15 protein-coding genes and 2 pseudogenes are annotated in these 22,469 nt (G+C 53.3%); 14 read left to right on the forward strand and 3 right to left on the reverse strand.

Going from position 1 to position 22,469, the window contains the following annotated elements:
* Positions 1-7 precede the first annotated feature (7 nt).
* The 3 genes from GRI44_RS07010 to GRI44_RS07020 are packed head-to-tail and all read left to right on the forward strand — an operon-like array spanning position 8 to position 3,788.
* Positions 8-2,152: a S8 family peptidase gene (locus GRI44_RS07010; RefSeq protein WP_332872373.1), complete on the forward strand. Its 2,145-nt coding sequence runs from the start codon at positions 8-10 to the stop codon at positions 2,150-2,152.
* Positions 2,153-2,154: 2 nt separating this feature from the next.
* Positions 2,155-2,868, forward strand: a complete 714-nt coding sequence (locus GRI44_RS07015; protein ID WP_160600654.1) for a hypothetical protein — start codon at positions 2,155-2,157, stop codon at positions 2,866-2,868.
* Complete coding sequence (locus tag GRI44_RS07020) at positions 2,868-3,788, forward strand: hypothetical protein (RefSeq protein ID WP_160600656.1); 921 nt, start codon at positions 2,868-2,870, stop codon at positions 3,786-3,788. Before GRI44_RS07015 ends, GRI44_RS07020 begins: the two co-directional genes overlap by 1 nt.
* 69 nt (positions 3,789-3,857) lie before the next feature.
* Here the strand turns inward: GRI44_RS07020 and GRI44_RS07025 are convergent, their stop codons facing one another.
* Positions 3,858-4,154 (reverse strand): hypothetical protein, encoded by a 297-nt coding sequence (locus GRI44_RS07025; RefSeq protein ID WP_160600658.1) that lies wholly within the window; start codon positions 4,152-4,154, stop codon positions 3,858-3,860.
* A gap of 165 nt (positions 4,155-4,319) precedes the next feature.
* Here GRI44_RS07025 and GRI44_RS13950 point away from each other — a divergent pair.
* The 5 genes and pseudogenes from GRI44_RS13950 to GRI44_RS07050 form a co-directional block, all read left to right on the forward strand.
* Positions 4,320-4,535 (forward strand): annotated as a pseudogene (locus GRI44_RS13950) (IS3 family transposase); the annotation flags it as partial.
* 305 nt (positions 4,536-4,840) lie between these two features.
* Complete coding sequence (locus tag GRI44_RS07035; protein ID WP_160600660.1) at positions 4,841-5,818, forward strand: hypothetical protein; 978 nt, start codon at positions 4,841-4,843, stop codon at positions 5,816-5,818.
* A gap of 124 nt (positions 5,819-5,942) precedes the next feature.
* Positions 5,943-6,473 (forward strand): hypothetical protein, encoded by a 531-nt coding sequence (locus tag GRI44_RS07040; RefSeq protein WP_160600662.1) that lies wholly within the window; start codon positions 5,943-5,945, stop codon positions 6,471-6,473.
* Positions 6,470-8,947 (forward strand): LPD7 domain-containing protein, encoded by a 2,478-nt coding sequence (locus GRI44_RS07045; RefSeq protein WP_160600664.1) that lies wholly within the window; start codon positions 6,470-6,472, stop codon positions 8,945-8,947. Before GRI44_RS07040 ends, GRI44_RS07045 begins: the two co-directional genes overlap by 4 nt.
* Positions 8,948-9,069: 122 nt before the next feature.
* The gene (locus GRI44_RS07050; RefSeq protein ID WP_160600666.1) at positions 9,070-9,861 is read left to right on the forward strand and encodes a hypothetical protein; all 792 of its coding nucleotides are present in this window, start codon (positions 9,070-9,072) and stop codon (positions 9,859-9,861) included.
* Between the two features lie 328 nt (positions 9,862-10,189).
* On the opposite strand, the pseudogene GRI44_RS07055 reads toward GRI44_RS07050, so the two are convergent.
* Together GRI44_RS07055 and GRI44_RS07060 are read right to left on the reverse strand one after the other, a co-directional pair.
* A pseudogene (locus GRI44_RS07055) lies at positions 10,190-11,159 on the reverse strand (IS1595 family transposase).
* 105 nt (positions 11,160-11,264) lie between these two features.
* Entirely contained in the window at positions 11,265-12,116 is an 852-nt protein-coding gene (locus GRI44_RS07060) for a tetratricopeptide repeat protein (protein ID WP_160600668.1), read from the reverse strand.
* 457 nt (positions 12,117-12,573) lie between these two features.
* Here GRI44_RS07060 and GRI44_RS07065 point away from each other — a divergent pair, with 457 nt between their 5' ends.
* From GRI44_RS07065 to GRI44_RS07090, 6 genes are all read left to right on the forward strand, one after another.
* A complete protein-coding gene (locus tag GRI44_RS07065) occupies positions 12,574-13,419 on the forward strand; it encodes a 3'-5' exonuclease (protein WP_160600670.1) in 846 nt (281 codons plus the stop codon).
* A 124-nt stretch (positions 13,420-13,543) separates the two neighbouring features.
* Complete coding sequence (locus tag GRI44_RS07070; protein ID WP_160600672.1) at positions 13,544-14,299, forward strand: hypothetical protein; 756 nt, start codon at positions 13,544-13,546, stop codon at positions 14,297-14,299.
* A gap of 108 nt (positions 14,300-14,407) precedes the next feature.
* Positions 14,408-15,946 carry a class I SAM-dependent DNA methyltransferase gene (locus GRI44_RS07075; protein ID WP_160600674.1) on the forward strand — a complete coding sequence of 513 codons (1,539 nt, stop codon included), beginning with the start codon at positions 14,408-14,410 and terminating at the stop codon, positions 15,944-15,946.
* A complete protein-coding gene (locus GRI44_RS07080) occupies positions 15,946-17,259 on the forward strand; it encodes a restriction endonuclease subunit S (RefSeq protein ID WP_269800989.1) in 1,314 nt (437 codons plus the stop codon). Before GRI44_RS07075 ends, GRI44_RS07080 begins: the two co-directional genes overlap by 1 nt.
* Positions 17,260-17,316: 57 nt before the next feature.
* Positions 17,317-19,146 carry a DUF262 domain-containing protein gene (locus tag GRI44_RS07085; protein ID WP_160600678.1) on the forward strand — a complete coding sequence of 610 codons (1,830 nt, stop codon included), beginning with the start codon at positions 17,317-17,319 and terminating at the stop codon, positions 19,144-19,146.
* A 3-nt stretch (positions 19,147-19,149) separates the two neighbouring features.
* Positions 19,150-22,392 carry a type I restriction endonuclease subunit R gene (locus GRI44_RS07090; RefSeq protein WP_160600680.1) on the forward strand — a complete coding sequence of 1,081 codons (3,243 nt, stop codon included), beginning with the start codon at positions 19,150-19,152 and terminating at the stop codon, positions 22,390-22,392.
* The last annotated feature ends 77 nt before the right edge of the window (positions 22,393-22,469 follow it).

Genomic DNA, 22,469 nt, shown 5'->3' on the forward strand with positions numbered 1-22,469 from the left:
CGGCTTTGTGATCACTCCAAAGGATCAGCAGCCGCAGCGTTCGGTCAATGACACTGCCGAATACCGTGCGAATTATTCCGGCAAAGAATATATCAATGCCCTCTACGCATTGGATAACGGCTGGACCGGCCAGGGTGTGCTCGTCGGCGTTATGGACGACGGCATCAAGGAAGTGGGAGAGCTGGAAGGTCAGATCTCCGACCTTTCCAAGGATTTTGGCGTCATCACAGCCGGCGGCGTTGAATCCAATCGAAATGTTATTGGTGACGATCGCTCAGAGCACGGCACGGCCGTCGCCGGCATTATCGCCGCTCGCAAGGACGGCGCAGGCACGATGGGTATCGCGCCTGACGCAAAGCTAGTTGCATTGCGAGTTGACGATTACAACGCAGATACCAACACCGAAATGTTCGGGCGCCAGATGAGCGCAGCAATCCGCTATGCGGCGGATAACGGTGTCAAAATCATCAATATGTCATTGGTGCCGCAAACCCCATTGGCTGATGCCAAGCCAAATTCGATCATGGTCGATGCGGTTACTTACCTCAAAGACAATGGTGGCCTGCTCGTTACCTCGGCTGGCAATGATGCAGAAAGCAGCCCGCGTAACTCGGTAAACGTTACAACCGCTAACGCAGAAGCCTGGCTATTTGTAGCTGCCATCAATGGTAATTCCAAGAATTACGACATTGCCGGCTACAGTAACCACTGCGGCGTCGTCGCAAGTCGATGTGTTACGGCCGTTGGGAGCAACATTACCGTTGGCCTTAATAACCAACTCACCGGCTTTGCTGGGACAAGCTCAGCAGCTCCGCAGGTAAGCGCCTTGGCGGCCCTGATCCTGAGCAAATGGACACAGCTGAATGGTGTTGATGCTGGTAACATCATCATCAATACCGCACGCGATATTGGCGCGCCAGGCGTCGACGAAGTATTCGGCGCAGGCTTGATCGATATCAAAGCTGCTCTGTCACCGATCAATCCAACGCTTTCGAACGGGTCAAAGCAGACCGCCTTGGCTGGCTCTTATATGGTCATCGGGAGTGCCTTCGGAGCGGCAAGCGGGCCTTCCGCTGATCCGGCACCAAATGGCGGCTCCAATACTCCGGCAGATGGTGGAAGCATCCAGACAGCATTCAACGACATCACTGTCCTTGATGCTTACGGCCGCGATTACTCAGGCAATCTGTCTGGCCTGGTCGTAAAGCCTGCAACCAGCGATGGTCACTGGCTTCGCCGCCGACTGGAAGCACAAAGCAACGCAGGCAGTGCAGCTTTGATCACTCCAGGAGCAAGTGCAACCATCGGATATACTGCCTACCGGTTCGGCATGGGACAAAACGATGTGTCCTACCAGCTGACCAACGCAAACTTTGCATACCGCATGGGCAGCACAACCATCACAGCCTCTTTGAATTCAGACGATAATGTAATGGACGATGTAATGGGCTTGGCACCAACAACGGACGCCATGTTCGCTTACAGCCCGCTAGCGCAGACGAGCATCGGCATTAACCGACCGCTGGGCGAAGGTCGCCTTGGCCTGATCGTCTATGCAGGTGCACAGCAGAACACGAGCGTTTCTGGTGCTGTGCTGCAGTGGAAACACACCGCGGGATCAGTAAAGATGGGGATACTCACCGAAGCCGGCACCGTCTTCGGGACTCAAGTCGGGGCAGGCGCAATGCGCTTCAGCGATGGTGCGCAGACGGCGTTTATCGAAGCTGCTTCAGCGTTCGATTTTGGCATCTGGACGTTGGAGGGATACGGAAGCCTAGGCGCGACACGACTGAATTTGGCGGACGATATGTTGATCACGAGGGCTGATACTTTGGCTACCGGACGATTTGGCATCACCGCGAGCCGACCTCTTTTTGATGGCGTCATGTCATTCGGTGTCGCCCAGCCATTGGTGGCTCTATCCGGGAAAGCCACCGTCACCACTGGCACGGGATATGACCTGTCGACTCGCAATTTGATATTCACAGATCGCAAGGTCAATTTATCCGGCAAAATCCATCCGCTGCTTATGATCGGCTACGAGCGCATCGCCGAAAGATCGGCGTTGCGCTTCGGGGCAACCAGCAATGTTGGCGGTCAAGATATTCGCCTTTCGGCTACATATCGCTTGAAACTTGATCGAGGTAACTGACAATGAATGTAATTTCAGCCGCTGCAATTGCTTTCATGGCCTGTATTTCTACGGCAGCTCACGCCCAGACTGGACATGGCAAAAGCCCGCATCAAGTACAAAAGGGCCCTGATGGAACCTTACGCTACGATGTTGCATCTTTCGATGTCGTGGGGATCACATTGGGCATGAACCCGGAACAAGTGCGACCATTGCTTACCAAAGCTGGTTTTACACTTTCGGAGAGACAGGTACCTGCCCACCAAACTTACGAACGCCTAGCGCGAGCGCAGGCTTCTCGCCTCAACCAACCTATGCCGGATGTCAAACAGGTCAGCGATGTTTCTGAAATCACCGGAACGGATACTGAAAGGAACAGCCTGACAGTATCTTTTTTGCAGACACAAGCCGGCCCCGTTGTCGCTACCGTGAAACTCACATTTGACCGTGATACCAACGATATGATCGGCCTGGAGGCGGACATTGCCAAGAAATATGGCGCTCCGTCGCGTAAAATGCTGGGCAGCTACGGCTCGCACTGGTGCAGCATGGGGAATATTGCAAAGTGTGATCTTCTCACAGATGCTTCGTTACCAAAGCTTTCTTTCGTGTCCGCAATTCTGGAAACTTCGACGCTTACCAACTGGCTTGGCATGCAATCAGCGCGCAACCAGCAAATTGAAGCAATGTTCCAACCAACATCCGCTGATCGTCAACGCCGCTTGTTGGGGCGATAATGATTAGATTGAGCAAATTTTGCGCACTTTTGCTAGTCGGTGCCGTTTGGCCAGCAGTCGGAGCGAAGGCTCAGGTGCAGGAGCATTATCAGCCCGGTTTTTTTTACGAAGTCCCGCAAGAAAAAGAAATGGTCGCCAACGCGAAGGGCGAACAGGGCCTGCCAACATTCGTGCAGATCGCTGCAATGGATACAATTGGCGTCGAGCATGGGGAGATCGCGCATGCCCAAATTGGCAGCAGCAATCTTTTTGTCGTCTACGTTCGGTTTGAGGGCGAATGCGGCAGCAGCGGCTGTCGAGCGCAAATCTGGAAAATGGACGATGGGCGGGCAGTTCTGCTAAATTCTCTGCCGGTGGGTCATTTGCCGATCGTCATGCTGCCTGCACAAGACAGTGGAATGCCTCGTCTTGGTGTGACCGTCTGGGATAAGACCTTGGGCCACGCCATTCTTCCGATAGCTTTTGATGGCGAGATATATAGCAGCGGTGGACGAGACGCGGTTCCTTTGACCTATGCTGGTCACACGCTAATTACCGAGAGCATGTTGAGAACATTCAGCCGTGCAGAATCGTTGCCGCAATTTCCAACTGCGTTTCGTGGAGCCTGGGCAAAGAAGATTGATCAATGTGAGCACGAATTTACCGGTGGTTTCACGATAAACCGTGATCGCATCACCTACTATGAAGGGACCGATTTGCTGGTCGAATTCGACGATCAGACCAAAATTACAGGTACGTCTGGCTTAGGCAACATGATGGTCGCTGAAATGGCGTATGTTCATGCCGGCGAAGTATCCTTCCCTCGTACCGTTTGCCTTACGATGGTCGAAGCTACTCTTTTTCGTATGGACGAAACTGGTGACTCAATTGGTCCCGGCGACCTCTATTTTCTTTGCCCCACAGGCTCAATTGGCAATTGAACAAAGAAAGATGATAGTCCTTGACCCAAAATGGGAAACCTCAAAGATGCACTTTCCCTATACGCCAGCCTAATCGCTGATTTTCCCTTCAAAACTTCTATTCACTGGCTTGCTTATGAAAGAAATGTGGGGGCACCTACCCTCGCGTTCCATCTCGTCAAATTGGGGTACGAATTGCCTCATAGCCACCCTCTTCTCATTTTCAATTCTCTTCTGAGCTTGCGTGAGTGCTGGCCCAGCTAGCTCGATGATATCCGGCAAGTTTGCCAGCGAAATCTTTCCTTCAAATTCCCGCTGTTTGGCTTGCGCATAAATTTCTTGAACGTCGTGTAGCTTTTTAGCGATAGAACTTATCCATTTAGGCATGTCCTGCCGCATTAATGCCTTGACGAAAGACTCCGTCTCTCTCTCGTGCCTTCGTCAGTAAGGGACAGCTTGCAGCTAGAACATAGATGGAATTGGCTTGAACGCAGCTACTTTGTGTCGGAAGTCAGCGTTCACCACTTGCTCAAGGCTCATGACGTGCGGCCACTCATGAGCGGAAAGGGTAATTGCTACGATTACGCCTCGGTCGAGACCTTCTTCAAATCCCTGAAGGCAGAGCTGATCTGGCGGCAGGAATGACCAAGAAGGCGGCAGGATGAAGTTGACATCTTCCAGTACATAAACAAGTACTACAACACCCGCCGCCGCCATTCATATCTGCCCGGCATTAGCACGCTCGCATTCGAGGCCAAGCTGGCATAATGAAATAAGTGACCGGCACGAAATCGTTACAAGTCGAAATGGACTGCTTCAACCGCGCTCACTCCCAAAAAGACGGCTGGGCTCTAATCCCAGCTAAAGGAAAATTGAGGGTCATTTCACTATCTCGCGATTATGAATGCCCATGGGCCAGCCTGTGTTTCTCCGAAAGTATAAAGCGGCAACACCATATCGCGTAGATGCCTTCGGTTTGCAGCTGAGCAGAAGCGACAAAATCTAAGCGTCGTTTGGCAGATTTTTGAAGCCTTCCTACAACCACTCCTATAGTCCCACGGAGTGCTCAAATAATGACCAAAACTTCAATTGATACCGACCGGCAAAATTTCCATCGCCGACAGGTGCAGTGTCCAGATGTCCTGATTTGCGAGTTGGACCCTGATCCACCAATAATATTGCCGAAACATCTCGGCATTTTTGATGGTGTTATTCTATCCGCACTGCGCACTCGGGGGTGGCCAAACACCAGTAAAAAAAGTGGCCCCCCTAGAAGGGCTAAAGGTAGTTCTCTTGCCGCAAAGATGGCTAAACGCAACCTGCTCTCCACGCAGGATATTGAGCAACTGGCGGCGCGCATCAATTGGCTGCAGAACAATGCGTTTCGCTGGAATGCCCGTGATGGCTATGCCGGCTATTTTGCGAGCAGGGACAATGCTGGATTGAGCGTAACCAGCAGTACGACGACAACAGTTCCTTGCGCCAATAAGTCAGAGGAGCAAGCTTCGACGCCCAATCTGCCCAGAACGATTACGAATGACGACAGCTATCCCCATCAACCCAGAGTTGAGCCCGAATATAAACCGGGCCCAAAGGAGGTGAGCGATGCAACCGTTTTCGGTTCAAATTCAGTGGGCAACGATCAAAACCTTCCCGCACACTCCAGTGACACTAAGCAGTCCTCGGGAACCAATTTTATTACAGAAGACGCCCCCCCCTACCTGAATGCGCCGCAGCCAAACCCGGTTAGGCCTCAGCATTTGGAATTCGAAAGCAATATCGACCGAAGTTTGAGCAATGGGCGACCGCAGAATTTCACCCCTGAACTACCGGACAGGCCGAAGACCTATGGCACCGACTTTCCAATAGCGAAGGCCAAAAACTTTCTTATGGCCAACGCTAAGCAGTTGCCGATCAAAACCCAGTTGGAGCTGGGCAGAATATTGATCGAAGATCCTCAGCAGTTAGCTTCAGCGTTGAAGCACAGTGAACGAGCCCGGGTCGATCTCCTAAACGCGTTCGGCAAACTCGGTTTGAATTCCGATGTGTAACCCATCGGAATTCGAAGGCCCGAAAGTGGGGTCCCATAAAAAACAGGATGGGAACGGGGCCCGTTCCTATTGCCGTCGTGTCGCTACGCTCCGTGCCGGCATTTTCAAAGTGAGGGATTGAACGATGGCGAAATTCGGTTCGAAAATGTCCTCGGGTATAAATAATTCCGCCCCAAAGGTAGATAGGAAGAAACGCGACAAGCTACAGAAGTTTTATCTGAACTCAGACGAGGTCGCCGCAATAGATAGAAAAAGGGGCCGCCTCAGCAAGTCGGCATATTTTCGTGATTGTGCCTTATTCAACAACGAACATTACGAGCCAAGCATCGCTGCGATTGGCGGCGTCTATCAGGCGTCCGGCGCTTTAGTTCGGGTAGCCCGCCAACTCAGCGACCGGGAAATCCAGTTGCGGTGTATCGAGGACGATTACCTGACATTGGTGGGCGGAGGAGGCTTTAACCAAGAAGCAGCTAGCATGATCGTGGAAGACGTCAGAATGCAAAGCATGAAGCTGTTCGATGTCGCTCAGACGCTTATCGATCTTGGGAGGTCCTTGCAAAACGAAGCCAAGAGCATGGGAAGCGATCACCTACTGCACCTGCGTGATCGCCATCCACTACCGACCATCAAAATCCGGGAGAAGAAGCGGTCATGATGGCTAAGATGATCCCCTACAAAGGTATTTTTGGCAGCGCGGCTCGGCCGGCCACCTCTGATAGAAATCTCTTGGGGATTAGCTGGTCGCTCGCAAAATATATTGCGAATCTAGAACTTGACGAAATCGATCTGCAGAATTTGCGCGAAGTGGCAAAGATTGGCGAATATGTTGTGGGCGATACGGCCGAAGGCGCACGCATTCAGGACCGCAGAACCTGCAATTTGGAAAGTGATAGCTGGCAAGACAGGGCGCTGGAATGGGCTTATCTTGTTGCAGCGCATGGTGAGAATGCGCTGCGCCAGCTAATCGTCTCCTATAATGATGCTTCGATAACCATAGACATTGCTCGAAAGCATCAGGAAGTGTTCCTGAGAGTTTTGCGTGCGCAAGATTATCCCGTCATCTTTTCCACGCATGGCGATACTGACAACCCTCACTGGCACGCCGCAATATGCGTGCACGATGTCAAGAACGACCAACGCGGCAACTGGGGTCAGCAGTTTGAAATCGAAGCGTCTCATATCGCACTCGCAATATGCGTCTTTGAAGATCAGCTGCAATGCGAGCCTAACCGCAGGTATGTTGCCGACCACACCGGCGTCTATCACACCTGGTCGGGCATAAAGGTTGCCAGTGCAGATGGCACGATTGAAAGCACAGGTCGCCTTAAGGTGGTCCAGTCACGGCAAATAGCATTCGTGAACGAAAGTGTCGCGCCTGACGCGGCAGAAACTCAGACAATGAATATGTTCGATGCTTTGAGGCTCACAGCATCTGGCGTGGTAAAAGAGGCGAAATCCTGGAGCGACCTTCATTGCGGCCTGGCGCGATGCGGGATGCGATACGATACCTATACTGCTGCCGGCAAAATCGTCGGCGGCTACATCGTCGCAATAAACCCCGACGATCGAGAGGACGATCGTATCAATGGGAGCGTCTGCAATGCAGGTTACATCCGCCTCGTCAAAAAGTTTGGCGACAAGCCATTTGCCGCCCCGGTCGATGGCTTGCGTACGCGCTCCTTTATAAAGCCAACGTACTCCAAAAAGTCTTTGGAGGACCAGTCCTGCGAGCAAAAGGAAAAAGAGCGGGCCGCCAAGGAAGCTAATTTAAGCGATCAGCTAAGCAAAACCTTGGCCGAGAAGCACCGGATGCAGCGCGATATGAAGCTCAAGGAATCCGCTGACTATGAAGAAACAGGGTCTGTGAAAATAAAGCGGATAAGGGATGCCAGCAAACGCCTCAAACAAGAGCATGACCAGGAAAGAGCGGCTGTTGCAGGTGTCAAAGCCGCGATAAGAAAGGATCGTCAAAAGCCCGGTCGCGGTCGTCCATCCCCAGCAGGGCCCGTTGAGGCAATAATATGGGGAGTACCGCCAGCTGGTGAGTTTCCCAAGGTTAGTAACTTTCGCCCAGTTCCAGATACTTGGAAAAAGAAATATACGATTCTGGGCCAAGCCTTCCCTCGTGATTACGTGGTTGGCGGCAAGCTCGCATTTACGGAAACCCAAAACCTGATCGTGCTGAAAAATTATGACAGACAGGCGCAGATTGATGCCCTTCTATTGGCACAGCAAAAATTTGGAACCGTCAAAATCCACGGCACGAGGAAACAGCGTCGTATCCTAATTGGTCTGGCAGCAGAATTAGGGGTTCCGCTCGGTCGTTCACAATCCGCCCAAGGCGCTAGACATTTAGCGCGAGTCAATCTGACGGGAGAATGGCTGTCCATTAACCAGCACATAGATTTGCACCCCACTACTGACAATCAGTTGGCGCCAATCGAGCCAGATGACGGCAAAAGTATTGAAGTTACACGCAGAGCCAATGCGCCCCCACCTCCGCAGAATTTACGCGCGGTAATAGAAGGCGCATCTCCTTCGCGAAAAATTTCAGCAAAGCTTAGACCAAAAGGCAAACCCGGCACTTTGCGTTTCCATAAGCAAAAATATATCGATCTCTATCTCGAACACACTCGCGATCCACCTGATGATATTCACAAAAGCAATGACGGCGATTTCACGATCTCAGGCAATTGGCGAGACCCTTTCGACGGTGAATTAAAATATGCCTCAGAGCGCCAGCACGCCGAACTCTCGCGCCGCTATGAAGTTCAAGAAAAAGAGCTGTCTATCCTGGCAGATGTTGTGATGAAATTTTTGCAGGAGCTAGGGCCCTGGATCAATCTGAAATCGCAAATTGGCGGCTTAAACACTTCTGAGGGCAGGATCGCCTGGCAACGCTTGGAGAGCGAGCTTGGTCAAAAAATAGTGACCCGTTTGCAACGGTCTTTTCGTGAGGAAGCCGAAACCCGGGATCCCAACACTTCAGAAACCAAAACTGGTGCGAATAAAGCAGGGCAAGAAATCGCTAAAAGCCGCACGTCAAACGGCAAGTCAATGGCGCACAAAATTAATGATGCCGAAAGGACTAGGGATCACCTTAATTGGGACGGCGATAGATCTTTATGATACCCGATTATCCCCTTCACGCATGTAGAACATAGGCGGTATCAGTAAAGAAACTTACAACGTGGTCAGTCGTTCTCCTCAACGCTATTGACCGAGGGTAATGAATGACCCTATAAGAGGGCATGTCTGGCGAATCCTTCTCTGACCTTTTCTCTCTTCCTGGCGCGGATGAAATTCGGCATTGGGAGGCGGAGCATGCGCGAATGGGCGAGGCAATCAAACAGCTTCAGGAAAAGCGAATTTACCTTGAGCGCCTTATAGCCGCCGCGAAGGGCGAGGCGTCTCCCGTTGCGCTAAGTGCGCCAAAGCGCGCTGATGGGAAGCTGAAGCCGGGCACGTGGATGCATGCGGTGGCAGAGATTGTGCTCGAACATCCAGAGGGCATTTCCTACGATGACCTGCGCGATAGAATGGTGGGTGAGCTTGGCGAAACAGTGAGGAAAAAGCCCTCCCAAAAAGGCTTTTATGGCGCGCTTCGTCGACTTGAACGGGATGAAGTAATTGTACGACACAGAGGTTGCGCTTTCAGCCCGGCGGGATTCAAGCGGTATACTGACAAGGTGGAGCGTGGCGAGATCGATCCCGTGAAGGGGAACGACTACCGCCACTCCCCTATGGCCGACGCGATCATAGCATACATCAAGAAGCACGGACCTACAAAAGCCGTCGCTTTGCGTGAGCACCTGTCCAGCAAAAGTCAGTTCGCGGACAGCATGAAGAACGGTTCTGCAATCTACAACATTCTTACTCGACTGGTTGAACGTGACGAGCTCTCGCATAATCGCGAAGCGTCCACTTTCGGCCTGTTCGATGAGAAAGAGGCCCTGTCCGCACCAACGGACAAGGCCTCTGGGTCAGGGGAAGCATCAACTTCCTCATTTGATACTTCACCACTCTTTCGGGTAGTGAAGTGAACCTAGGCTGCTACGCCTTGCCGAATAGGGGCGGCTCAGACCCCATAAGGAGGTAACGACTATGCTAACGTATGGTCTGGTAATCGCTGTTCTCGCAGTGATTGCCATTATCTCATTAACATAGCGTTTCCGCAGGGTGGGCTTCGGCTCACCCTGTATTACGTAACTAGCAGAGTCGTGGATTCTAGTCTATAGGATAGTTGTATGGAACGACTTTCACTAATAGAGGCGCTTGCCTCAGATCGACTAGACGACTTTGCGGCACAAGCAGAGGCCGAAGGCATCGGCCCTGCTGACAGGCGGCATTTTGAGGCTCTGACGGGACGCCTCACAGCGCCCCAACCAGAAGATCAAACATCCCGTTCACACGGTTCCGGTGGTTCGCACGGAAAGTGAACTCGTCCAGATAGCGCTGCATATGCTTGCCGCTGATCTGGATATGCGTTGACCGATGATCTGGATATGCGTTGACCGATGATCTGGATATGCGTTGACCGAACTGAAGCCTTGAACAGCCGCCAGAAGCCTTCCACGGTGTTAACGTGGAACGTCTCGTCCCGCTTGTAATCGTAGTAGGCGTATTCTTTCTTACCGTGCTTCACCACACCGTGGCTGTAGCCGTCACCAGTGAGTAAGTTGTAGCTGTAGAGTTCATCGGTTGAAACAGTTGTGCCTTCGGCCACATTGTCCAGCACGACACCGCGTAGCGTCTCTTTCTTGACGTTTCGCACGATACGAGCGCGAACACGGCCATTGCGCTCTGCAAGCCCCATAACAATCGTTATGCCCGGTGCGCCGCGGCCACGCTTGCCGCCAGATTTGCGACCGCCAACATAAGCCTCGTCCAGTTCGACATGACCAGACAGCAGCGCTTCGAAGGCTTTTGCCTTGCTCATCAGATCGCGGATTTGCTGACCAATGCGATAAGCGGTCTTGTAAGTCACCCCAAGCTGGCGTTGCAGTTCCTTGCCGCTCACACCGTGGCGCGTTGTGCAGAACATATACATTGCGAAAAACCAGCTAACCAGCGGCGTCCGTGTGTTTTCAAGGATGGTGCCAGCGGTGGGGTTTACGTGGTGGCCACAGCAAGCCGCAACATAGGTGCGGCGCTTTTCCAGCTTGTGGTGAGTTGCGCCAACCGTGCCGCAAGTCTGACAATCAAAGCGAGTGCCGCCATAACGCACTTCCATGATGTGATCTAGGCAGGCTTGCTCAGAATTAAAGCGCTGGAAAAATTCGCGAACGCTAAACTCGGGACTGGCGGAAGGGCTTTTTTTGTCATGCCGATTGTATGTCACAGCTAGCCTACATGCGTCGAGGGGATAATCGGAGACCAGAATGCGTCCCGTCGGCGATGATGACGAATTTTGCGGGTCATATAGCGAGAGATTGAGGCCAATTCTTCAAAATTTACAGCGAACTTGCTGCCTGTTGCGGCCGTACTGTTCGGAAAGGCGTCCGATAGCGAGAGCCTCATATGTTTCGTAGAACTCATCCAGTGCAATGCAGGCTCTGTTTGCATCGCCGACGGTAATCATCGTCTCGGCCAAGTACAGGAGACTGTCTGCAGCGCGCGCACCTTGCTTGTCTGCTTGATAGTTCCGCAGGAACCAAGGCGCTGCTTCCTTTGGTTTTCCATCATCCAGATAGGCACGACCCAGCAGATTGCGACCGTAGCTGATGCGGCTGTGGTGAGGATATAATTCGGCAAACCGCGTCAATTGCTGGCGAGCTTCGGCAAAGAAGCCAGCTTCCCAGAGTCTATAGCCATAGGTATATTCATCCTCGGCATTATCGCCACTCAGAGATCTAGGTATTGCGGCCAACGCAGCTCGCCCTGCGCTGTCACGATCGGGCATTTTGCGAATAATGGAGCTTGTCGGCTGGCGGGGTACGTTCATCTGCGTATTTGATAGCTGTTGAGCGTTTGAAAGCTGTTGAGCTTGGCCTACAGCAAGTTGCTGACGTTGCAATGCGAGCTGTTGCCGTTGTTGTTGGAGCTGAAGCTCCAATTGCTGCCGTTGAACCTGCAATTGCTGCTGCTGCAGGTAAGCCTGTTGCTGTAGAGCCATAGCCTGGGCTTGTGCAGCACGCGCTTGCTCTTGCGCTGCTTGCGTCTGCTGAGCAGCCTGCAAATTTCGCCATGGGGCGCCGAAATCGATTGGGGGTGGCACTGGCACATTCACCCACTGTGCGTATGCTGGCACGCTTGCGAACATTAGTACCATCGCAAACACGGCATGCCGATAACGCATATCTTTTCCCCACTAGTCCGTGGTGTCAGGCTAAACTTGGACTAAACCTTTGTTTTGCCGCTAAGTCTTAAAATCGAGTTTAAATGCGGGCTTATCTAACGGATGTAGGTGCGGAAGATCTCTATAGGGGTCCGTTTGCCGCCCAAACTGCGGCACAAGTGCAGTAGCGCACCTGGCCACGTATTCCGCACAGAAATATCGACTTCTAGGCCAAGCACCTCGTCGTGGCTGGCAACCCTAGACAGCCGAGCACCGGGGATCATCTGCAGCGCAACAATCCAGAATGTCGCCTTCTGCCGCGCATCTGAGGAAGAAAATTTAAAAGAAGAAACCGGCGGTGAGGACCTTCGGTGACGTTGGAAAGGAGGTGGAAAAGGTTCCGCCTGCAGACGTCACAGTGAGGTAAAAAATGCATAGAAAAATAGATAATAATTCTGACTCAGCAGTCGCCAGACTTATGGACCCAGACGGTGATCAGTGCATTGCACTTTGGCGCGTCCGGCCATTTGATCAATGGCCCCAACTGGAGAAACCTATAGAACCGATACGTATCGTCGCGGTGCTGGATACGGAGACCACTGGCCTTGATCCGGACCGCGATATCGTGATCGAGATTGCAGTGGCTTTCTGCCAAGTTGACGGTCTCGGCCGAATTGTTCGCGTTCCTTCAGGCGGCCAAGCGCGGCAAGACCCCGGTTTTCCTTTGTCAGCGAAAATAACGCAGCTCACGGGCCTGACTGATGCCATGCTGCAAGGGCATTTCATCAATACCAGCCATATCGCCGATCGCTTGAACGCGGTTGAGGCCATCGTAAGCCATAATGCGGCATTCGACCGCCCGTTTGTTGAGCGATTACTGCCGGAGCTTCAAGACAAGCCATGGGTCTGTTCGATGAACGACGCCAATTGGGCCGAATGGGGATTCGATGGAAAGAAACAGGATCACCTACTGATGCAAACGGGTCTGTTCAATCCGGTGAAGCATCGCGCGATGAGTGATGTCGTCAGTCTGGTGAACCTTCTGGACCAAGAAATGCCGACGGGCGGCTCAGTCATAGGCGAGTGCCTTGATAGAGCACAGCGGCCAACTTGGCGCTTTGAAGCACGTGGACTTCCCTTCGACTACAAGGACATAGTGAAAGCTCGAGGCTGGAAGTGGAATGCAAAGCAAAAGGTTTGGTGGACTGAGGTCGAAGAAGATCAGCGCGAGATTGAAGAGGCTTGGTATGCGCGCTCATTCAAACCTTACACCGGCCAACCTAACGTCGAGAAAATGACCTGGGTCACGCGCTACAAAACCTGACAGCAACGCACGTACGGGCGGTCCACGATGGGCCGTCCGTGCCAATTCTTCGAAGGTGATTAGTTGCACCGGATACACGCAAGAAAAGAAGAGGTTGCCAATTTTGGCTGGAAGGAAAACTGAAATGACAAAAACTTACCTAAGCACTGACTGCGAGTTCGCATGGGACGAAGATCTTTATGAGGCACATCGAAGCATCGACAGAAAATCGAAGCATCATGCAATCGCAGTCAAGCGCGTAATTGCCGCAGCGACATTCGAATTTGCCGTCGACGATGAAGGGCGGGTCTCTACTGGAGCCGTTTCCAGCTGGACCGAACACCAGTTTGGCGATGAGCAGGCCGTAGTGTCCGAACTGTTTTGTCATTTAAGAATGCGCGAGGAGGTGCCAATCCTGACCTATGGCGGCTTGGCCACCGACATACCGGTGCTTTTGCTCGCAAGTATGGGCCATCAACTCCCCCTACCCCATCAGCTTACAGATCAGCCGGGACGGAAAGGACCTCGACCACATCTAGACCTCGGACTGATGCTGAAGGGTGGCGGCCGCACCTGGTCGCATCTGTCACAAGTGCTCCTGCGCATTGGCGTGCCTACAGAGCTTGTCTCCGCCAAGGCATCAGTTTCGCACCCCAAATCAGCCGCGGAGTGGAAAGATATGCGCGATCATGTCGAACTCGATACACTTTTGCTGGCGATTGCAAAGATAGCATGGCTGGTTGCGCAGGGTACGTCCGGACTCCGTTTCGCCCCTGCGGTAATTGCGTTGATAGCTGGTTTCTTACGGCGAAGGTCTGAGCATAGAGCTGCTGTGCCTTTACGAGAATACTCAGAAGATTTGCAGCAATCAATCGCCGAAGATTATGCTCTGGCGGCGTAACGGAATTTTACCGCTGTAAAATTAAGCAATTATTGCATTCGCCATCGCATCAAGCGATGGCGGTGCAATAGTCACTTGAAGGGCAAAGAATTGGCGGCGAAGAAAGAAATGGCAAAAAACAGGAGCGGTGATCTCGGGTTCGAGGCGGATCTATTTAAGGCGGCCGATAAGATCCGCGCCAATATGGAGCCATCCGATTACAAGCATGTCGTTCTGGGCCTGATCTTCCTTAAGCACATATCTGACGGTTTCATGGCAAAGCGGAACGAGCTGGAAGTCTCTTATCCGGAAGGCGTGGAGGACGAAGATGAATACCGTGCCGACAATGTGTTCTGGGTGCCGAAACCCGCACGCTGGAACCACCTGCAGGCAAACGCAAAACAGCCCACCATCGGCAAGCTGATTGATGAAGCCATGCTTGCCATCGAGAAGGTGAACCCGTCACTGAAAGGCGTTCTGCCGAAAGAATATGCGCGCCCTGCCCTCAACCCGCTGATGCTGGGTGAACTGATCGATCTGATTTCTGGCATTGGGTTCAAGGAAGATACCGACAAATCCCGCGACGTGCTGGGCCGGGTATATGAATACTTCCTTGGCCAGTTCGCTGGTGCAGAGGGCAAGCGCGGCGGAGAATTCTACACGCCGCGTTCTGTGGTGCGCACGATGGTGGAAATGCTCCAGCCGCATGAGGGGCGCGTCTATGATCCTTGCTGCGGGTCTGGCGGCATGTTCGTCCAGTCCGAAAAGTTCGTCGAAACGCACGGCGGGCGCATCGGCAACATTGCGGTGTATGGGCAGGAATCCAACCACACCACGTGGCGGCTCTGCATGATGAACCTGGCGGTGCGCGGGATTGATGCGGATATCCGCTGGAACAACGATGGCAGCTTCCATCAGGACGCTCTGCCGGATTTGCGTGCCGATACCATTCTGGCCAATCCACCCTTCAATATCAGCGATTGGGGCGGTGACCGGCTGAAGGAAGATACACGCTGGAAATTCGGCACGCCGCCTGCGGGCAATGCAAATTACGGCTGGCTGCAACATATCCTGCACCACCTTGCACCGGCGGGCACGGCGGGAGTGGTGCTGGCCAACGGCTCCATGTCCTCTGCCCAAAGCGGAGAGGGAGAGATACGCCAGGCGATGGTCGAAGGCGACGTGATCGACTGCATGGTCGCGATGCCGGGACAGCTGTTCTATTCCACCCAGATCCCGGTGTGCATCTGGTTTCTGGCCAAGGACAAATCGAACGGCCTGGCTGGAGACGCCAAGCTTCGCGACCGGCGCGGCGAAATCCTGTTCATCGATGCGCGCAAACTGGGCCATATGGTGGACCGCACCCGACGCGAATTCTCAGATGAGGATATCGCCGCGATCACCGGCGCCTATCACGCCTGGCGAGAGACGGATGGGGAATACGAAGACGTGCCCGGCTTCTCCTATTCCGCCAGCAACGATGAGATTGCCAAGCATGGCTACATCCTCACCCCTGGACGCTATGTTGGCGCGGAAGCGGCAGAGGAGCAGGATGTGCCGTTCCCAGAGCGCTTTGCCGCATTGCAAGCGACGCTGGAGGAACAATTCGACGAGAGCGAGCGGTTGACGGCGGTTATCCGGGGAAAGTTGGCGGGGGTTTTGATTTGATGCCCGAAAAGCCATTAATTGACCTCGTCAGTCCCTCACGAAAGGTTTGCTACGGCATCGTGCAACCCGGGAAGCCCGTAAGTGCGGGTGTGCCAGTTCTACGCGTTAACAATTTCACAGAGGGCCGCCTTTTTACCGATGATGTAATGACGGTCGATCAAGAAATAGAGAGTAAATATCCTCGATCACGCTTGAAGGGTGGGGAATTGTTGGTCACGCTCGTCGGTTCGGTTGGCCAATCTGCGATTGCTGGACCGGAACTGGCAGGATGGAACGTCGCAAGGGCTGTTGGTGTCATTCCGATAGATGACCCAGTCCTCGTTAAGTGGGTCAACTACGTTATTAGAAGCGATCCAGCTCAGCAATATTTCCTACAGAGAGCCAATACCACGGTTCAAACAACGCTGAATCTGGGTGATTTGGCAGTGCTCCCGATCCCGATGCCATCTCGCTCTGAAATCGCAGCAATCGTTTCGTTTCTCTCTGCTCTCGACGACAAGATTGAGCTTAACCGGCGGACGAATGAAACGCTGGAGGCGCAGGCGCGGGCGCTGTTCCGTGACTGGTTCGTGGATTTCGGACCCGTAAAGGCAAAAGCAAAGGCTAAGGCATCGGCCCCAAACGCTCCCACCCCCTACCTGGCCCCAGACCTCTGGTCCCTCTTCCCCGACCGTATAGGCGATGATGGCGTGCCGGAGGGGTGGACCGACGCGCCATTGACAGAACACTTCAGCATCATTGGCGGCGGCACTCCAAAGACGACGGTGCCTGCATATTGGGACGGCCAAATCCCATGGTTCTCGGTGGTTGATACGCCATCAAGCTCTAATGTGTTCGTCACCGAGACGCAGAAAAATGTGACGGTAGAAGGTGTTGCCAATTCCTCGGCAAAAATAATCCGTGGGGGCACCACAATTATTTCCGCGCGCGGCACGGTTGGCAATTTAGCTATGGCTGGGCAGCGAATGACATTCAACCAGTCTTGTTACGCACTCCAAGGGGTTGGTGATGCAAGTGACGCTTTCGTGTATCTGGCCGCTCAACACATGGTAGACCGTCTAAAATCGATGGCCCACGGGTCAGTGTTCTCTACCATCACACGAGATACCTTTAAGAGCCTGAAATTGGCCAAACCTTGCGGGCCAGCCCATGAAGCTTTTGAAGACATTGCTTCGGCATTTTTTCAGAAAATGAAGCAAAACGTTATCGAGAATCAAACTCTCGCCCGAACTCGTGACCTTTTGCTGCCCAAACTTATGTCCGGCCAAGTCCGCGTTGGTGAAGTTGAGAAAAAACTAAATAAAGTATTGTAATTTCTTACGCCTACCATGCATGAGACTAACAAACAAAACCATTGAGAGGGTGTTAATTTGTCCACGCAATCTATCGATTCCAAAGACCTCCAAGTATCCGATGTATTTAAAGATTTTTACCGGGTGCCGGATTACCAGCGCGAATACGTCTGGGGGGAATCTGACCGAAAGGGTGAGCGAGGGGACGAGGTCGATAAGTTTTTGGACGATATCTATCGTGAGCTGGATGCAGCAGACGGGAAAGAGCCGCCGGAATACTTTATCGGCACGATAGTCGTCTGTCAGGGCGAGGATGGCGTATTCGACCTGATCGATGGGCAGCAACGAATGACCACTTCGTTTCTAACGCTGTGCGCAATCCGCGATGCACTGGTCGAACTTGAAGCCGAGATTCCTGATACCTTGGCGTCACAAATTGCGTCATCTTCCACCGACTGGAAGGGCGACACTGTTGGACGGATGAGGCTCGACCTGCAGTATGAGGATGCTCAAGGCATCCTTGCCAAATACGGTGAAGGCGAAGGTTTTAATGCTCCGGACGACGACACCCGTTCGATTGCCAACCTTGCCAACGCTTACAAAGCGGTGCGCGAGTTTCTGACGGCAGAACTTTCAGATGACCCCAAGAAAATTAAGCTTTTCTATGGCTATTTCACCAACAAAGTGAAGCTGATCCGGATCGAGACTCCGAATGTCAGCCGCGCGCTGAAGATCTTTGAAACAATCAATGATCGCGGCGTCGGTCTCGACGCGATGGATCTATTGAAGAATCTCCTGTTCATGCACGCGGACGCAAAGCAGTTCGATGCGCTGAAGGGTGTCTGGAAGGATCTTACGCAGACGCTCTATAATGCAGGCGAAAAACCGCTGCGCTTTCTGCGATACTTCATCATGGCCAATTACAGCGGTGACGAGAAACTCCGCGAAGATGAAATCTACGGCTGGCTATCCAGTCACGCTGCCGACACCGGCCATGAGGATGACCCGGTAGGGTTCGCCGGTGAATTGAAAGCCGCGGCGAAAGCCTATGCCAATTTCCTAGACGGCAAAGGTCCGGACGGCAAAGATGTCCGCGCCGTCGCAAATTCGCGTAAGCTTGGCGGCAGCGCCATTAAGCAGCATTTCATTCTCTACCTGGCTGGCCGCCATCTTTCCTCGCCAATGTTTGCAAGGCTGGCACGCGAGATCGAAAACCTGCTCTGCGTATGGCTGATCGCAGGGGTTCCGGCAAAGGATTACGAACGTCAAATCGCCAAGGCAGCGCGGAAACTGCAAAGCGTTTCGACGCAAGAAGAGCTCGACGATTTCGTTACTGAATTTCTCACGTCACAAAAACGCCGACACCGCGATGATTTTCATCGATGGATGGCAACGATGCACACCTGGGACCTGCGTCAGTATCGGCTGCGCTACCTTCTTGCCAAGATCACACAACACGTGGAGGTCGAGGCTCGTGGGAGGGACGGACTTGATGATCTTAGCCATTTCCTCGACACAAAAAATGATATCGAGCACATCTATCCTCAGACGCCCACTGACGAAGCGGAGGAAGAATTTGGCGACGAAGGGGAAGACGAAAATATCACCGAACGCCTTGGAAACCTGCTCTGGGTTGAGCAAGCGATCAATCGCGCCGCAACAAACAAACCCTATTCCGAAAAGCTGTCTCATTATGACAGTTCATCATTTATCCTTGCTCGCTCACAGGCATCTTTCAAATTGAATGGCGTGAACGATCAAATCACCAAGGCTGTTAAACGGCTTCGCCCAGAGGCGGAGTGGAGTGCAGAGGCAATTGAGCGCCGCCAGAAATGGATCGCGGATCGTGCAATGGAAGTGTGGGATGTGCCGGCAAAAGCTGATGCTACCGAGAATGCCGTGGCCTAGCGCATGGGCACGCTGACAGAATCCATCATCGAAGACGCTGCCCTTGAGTGGCTTGGCGAACTGGGCTGGCAGGTAGCCTATGGCGCTCAAGTTTCTCCCGATGGTTCTGCGCCAATCCGAATGTCGAATGGCGACGTCATATTGGAAGAGCGGCTGCGGTCAGCCATTGCCACACTTAACCCAGGCATTCCCCAAGATGCACGAGACGAAGCCCTGCGCCGGGTTTTGGCCAGCGAGACACCGTCCCTTATCGAAGAAAATCGACGCCTGCACAGGTTGATGATCGAAGGCGTTCCGGTCGAATTCTATGATGGTGACAGCGTGCGAGGCGACCGCGTCAAACTGGTCGATTTTTGTTTGACGCATGATACCGCCGGACTTGGCCAGAGCGCGTTCGACAGAAACGACTGGCTGGCTGTCAACCAATTCATTGTAATCGAGGACGGCCGAACCAGACGGCCGGACGTTGTGCTGTTCCTTAACGGTCTGCCGATAGGCGTAATCGAGCTGAAAAGCCCTGCCGATGAGAATGCCACGCTCCATGGCGCTTTCAACCAGCTGCAAACATACAAGGCGCAAATTCCTGCACTGTTTCGTTCGAATGCAATTTTGATAACATCGGATGGCATCAAAGCGCGTGTCGGTTCTCTAACGGCGGATGAAGAGCGCTTCATGCCGTGGCGATCCACGGACGGGCATACGATTGCGGCAGTCACCGATCCGCAGCTGGAAACAGTGCTGAAGGGGGTTTGCGATCGCGCCGCCGTCTTGCGGCTGCTGCGCGATTTCACGGTGTTCGGTGATACCAAACGCGGGATCATCAAGATCATCGCCGGATATCATCAATATTTTGCCGCTCAGAATGCGCTGGCCGCGACCCTTCGCGCATTGCCTTTTGCTCATTCCGCCAAAGCAACCGCTGCTGCGGTGAGCGAACATCCCAGCAATTTCGATTTGCCCAGTGCCGAAGCGCACCGACCAGGTGATAAACGCATCGGCGTGGTCTGGCATACACAAGGCTCTGGCAAAAGCCTGCTGATGGCATTCTATGCCGGACTTCTCGTGCGCGAGGAAGCGTTAGAAAACCCGACAATTGTGATCATCACCGACCGAAATGATTTGGACGAGCAACTGTATTCAACCTTTTCCATGTGCCGCAATCTTATACGCCAAACGCCAGTGCGTGCAGATAGCCGAGACGACTTGCGCGACAAGCTGGACAGGGCGGCAGGCGGGGTGATCTTTACGACCATCCAGAAGTTTGCGCCAGCTGATGGCGATGATTATCCAGCTATCAGCGAGCGCAACAACATCATCGTGATGGCCGATGAGGCGCACCGATCACAATATGGCTTCAAGGCGCGCATCGACCGAAAGACTGGCATTCGCAGCTACGGCCATGCCAAATATTTGCGCGACGGCCTACCCCACGCGTCCTTCATCGGCTTCACCGGAACACCTATCGAAGCTTCCGATGTGAACACCCCCGCCGTCTTCGGCAATTACGTCGACATCTACGATATCAGCCGCGCGGTAGAAGACGGTGCAACCGTGCCGATCTACTACGAAAGCCGCCTTGCCCGGATTGAATTGCCAGACGAGGCGATACCGGAGCTCGACGACGAAATCGCCGAGCTGACAGAGGAAGAGGAAACCGCAGAGCAAGAGAAGCTAAAAGCGCGCTGGGCTGCGGTAGAGCGACTTGTCGGCTCCAAGCAGCGGTTGCAAATGGTCGCCGCTGATCTCGTGGAGCACTTGGAACGGCGTCTGGAAGCGATGGATGGGAAGGCTATGGCTGTCTGTATGAGCCGTCGCATCTGCGTGGCGCTATATGACGAAATCATCGCGTTGCGGCCCGATTGGCATTCAGACGATGACCGTGAAGGAGCGGTCAAGGTGGTCATGACGGGTAGCGCCTCCGATCCGGAAGTCTGGCAGCAACATATCGGTGGAAAGGCGCGGCGGGACGAACTGGTCCGGCGAGCAAAAGCACCGGACGATCCGCTAAGGCTCATCCTCGTCAGAGATATGTGGCTGACTGGCTTTGATGCGCCGTCGATGCACACCATGTATATCGACAAGCCAATGCGCGGCCACGGCCTGATGCAGGCAATCGCGCGCGTGAACCGAGTATTTCGCGACAAAGAAGCCGGACTGGTCGTCGACTACATCGGCATCGCTCAAAACTTGAAGGCAGCATTGGGCGTCTACTCTGCTTCTGATCAGGAACAAACGGGCATAGACGAGGCACTTGCAGTTCGGGTGCTTCTAGAGAAATTCCATATCGTCAAAACCATGTTTGAAGGGTTTGACTGTGAGCCGGGCATTTCCGGCACTCCAGCCCAGCGCCTGAAATGTTTGGCTGAGGGGTTACAGTGGGTTCTCGCCGCGCAAGAGCGCCGAGCATTGAAGCAAGCATCGGACGATGCGAGGAAAGCTGAGCACCGGAGATTTCAGGACTCTGTTCTTGCTTTAGGCAAAGCCTTCGCGCTGGCGGCGGCGAGCGATGAGGCAAAGTCCATCCGCGACGAGGTCGCCTTCTATCAGACAATGCGCGCTGCATTGGCCAAAACATCAACATCATCGCGCTCTGCAAGGGAACGTGAATTTGCGGTTCAGCAGCTGATCGACAAATCGGTCGTGTCGACAGAAATAGTAGACATCTTGGGCGCAGCGGGCCTTGAAACGCCGGACATCTCAATTCTATCAGATGAATTTCTCGCCGAAATGAAGGACAGCGAAAGGCCGAACTTAGCGCTGGAGGCACTGAAGAAGCTGCTGAGTGACAAAATCAAATCGCGCGCGCAGACGCATACTGTAGAAAGCCGGAGATATTCGCAGCGACTGGCCGACGCGATTGCACGCTATCACACCAACGCCATCAGCACGGTCGAAGTTATACAAGCGCTCATTGAGCTCGCCAAGGAAATTCGTGAGCGGATGTCGGCTGGAGGCGACGAAGGGCTCAGCCAAGAAGAAATGGCTTTTTACGAAGCGCTTGCCGAGAATGAGAGCGCGATCGATGTTATGGGCAATGACAGCTTGAAGGTGATCGCCGCCGAACTGGTGAATAGCCTTCGCTCTAACGCCACGGTAGATTGGGCGCGTCGGGAGAGTGCGCGGGCTCGTATGAGAGTCTTAGTGAAGCGAATATTGCGCAAATATGGATATCCGCCTGACCTTCAGGATGACGCGGTGAATACTGTTTTGGAGCAAGCGGAATTGCTTGCTGCACAATGGCAGTAATTGGAAAAATCCGCTCTCAGTTTCAAAATGCAGCGAAGCTGCCGTTCCAATAATGGCCACTTGTCGGACGCATCACG

The sequence above is a fragment of the Allopontixanthobacter confluentis genome (genome assembly GCF_009827615.1).
Taxonomy (GTDB): Bacteria; Pseudomonadota; Alphaproteobacteria; order Sphingomonadales; family Sphingomonadaceae; genus Allopontixanthobacter; species Allopontixanthobacter confluentis.

What these genes read in the sequence shown, in the direction of transcription:
- GRI44_RS07015 (WP_160600654.1), top strand. Translation starts at nt 2,155, where the DNA reads ATGAATGTAATTTCAGCCGCTGCAATTGCTTTCATGGCCTGTATTTCT.
- GRI44_RS07020 (WP_160600656.1), top strand. Translation starts at nt 2,868, where the DNA reads ATGATTAGATTGAGCAAATTTTGCGCACTTTTGCTAGTCGGTGCCGTT.
- GRI44_RS07025 (WP_160600658.1), bottom strand. Translation starts at nt 4,154, where the DNA reads ATGCCTAAATGGATAAGTTCTATCGCTAAAAAGCTACACGACGTTCAA.
- GRI44_RS07035 (WP_160600660.1), top strand. Translation starts at nt 4,841, where the DNA reads ATGACCAAAACTTCAATTGATACCGACCGGCAAAATTTCCATCGCCGA.
- GRI44_RS07040 (WP_160600662.1), top strand. Translation starts at nt 5,943, where the DNA reads ATGGCGAAATTCGGTTCGAAAATGTCCTCGGGTATAAATAATTCCGCC.
- GRI44_RS07045 (WP_160600664.1), top strand. Translation starts at nt 6,470, where the DNA reads ATGATGGCTAAGATGATCCCCTACAAAGGTATTTTTGGCAGCGCGGCT.
- GRI44_RS07050 (WP_160600666.1), top strand. Translation starts at nt 9,070, where the DNA reads ATGTCTGGCGAATCCTTCTCTGACCTTTTCTCTCTTCCTGGCGCGGAT.
- GRI44_RS07060 (WP_160600668.1), bottom strand. Translation starts at nt 12,116, where the DNA reads ATGCGTTATCGGCATGCCGTGTTTGCGATGGTACTAATGTTCGCAAGC.
- GRI44_RS07065 (WP_160600670.1), top strand. Translation starts at nt 12,574, where the DNA reads ATGGACCCAGACGGTGATCAGTGCATTGCACTTTGGCGCGTCCGGCCA.
- GRI44_RS07070 (WP_160600672.1), top strand. Translation starts at nt 13,544, where the DNA reads ATGACAAAAACTTACCTAAGCACTGACTGCGAGTTCGCATGGGACGAA.
- GRI44_RS07075 (WP_160600674.1), top strand. Translation starts at nt 14,408, where the DNA reads ATGGCAAAAAACAGGAGCGGTGATCTCGGGTTCGAGGCGGATCTATTT.
- GRI44_RS07080 (WP_269800989.1), top strand. Translation starts at nt 15,946, where the DNA reads ATGCCCGAAAAGCCATTAATTGACCTCGTCAGTCCCTCACGAAAGGTT.
- GRI44_RS07090 (WP_160600680.1), top strand. Translation starts at nt 19,150, where the DNA reads ATGGGCACGCTGACAGAATCCATCATCGAAGACGCTGCCCTTGAGTGG.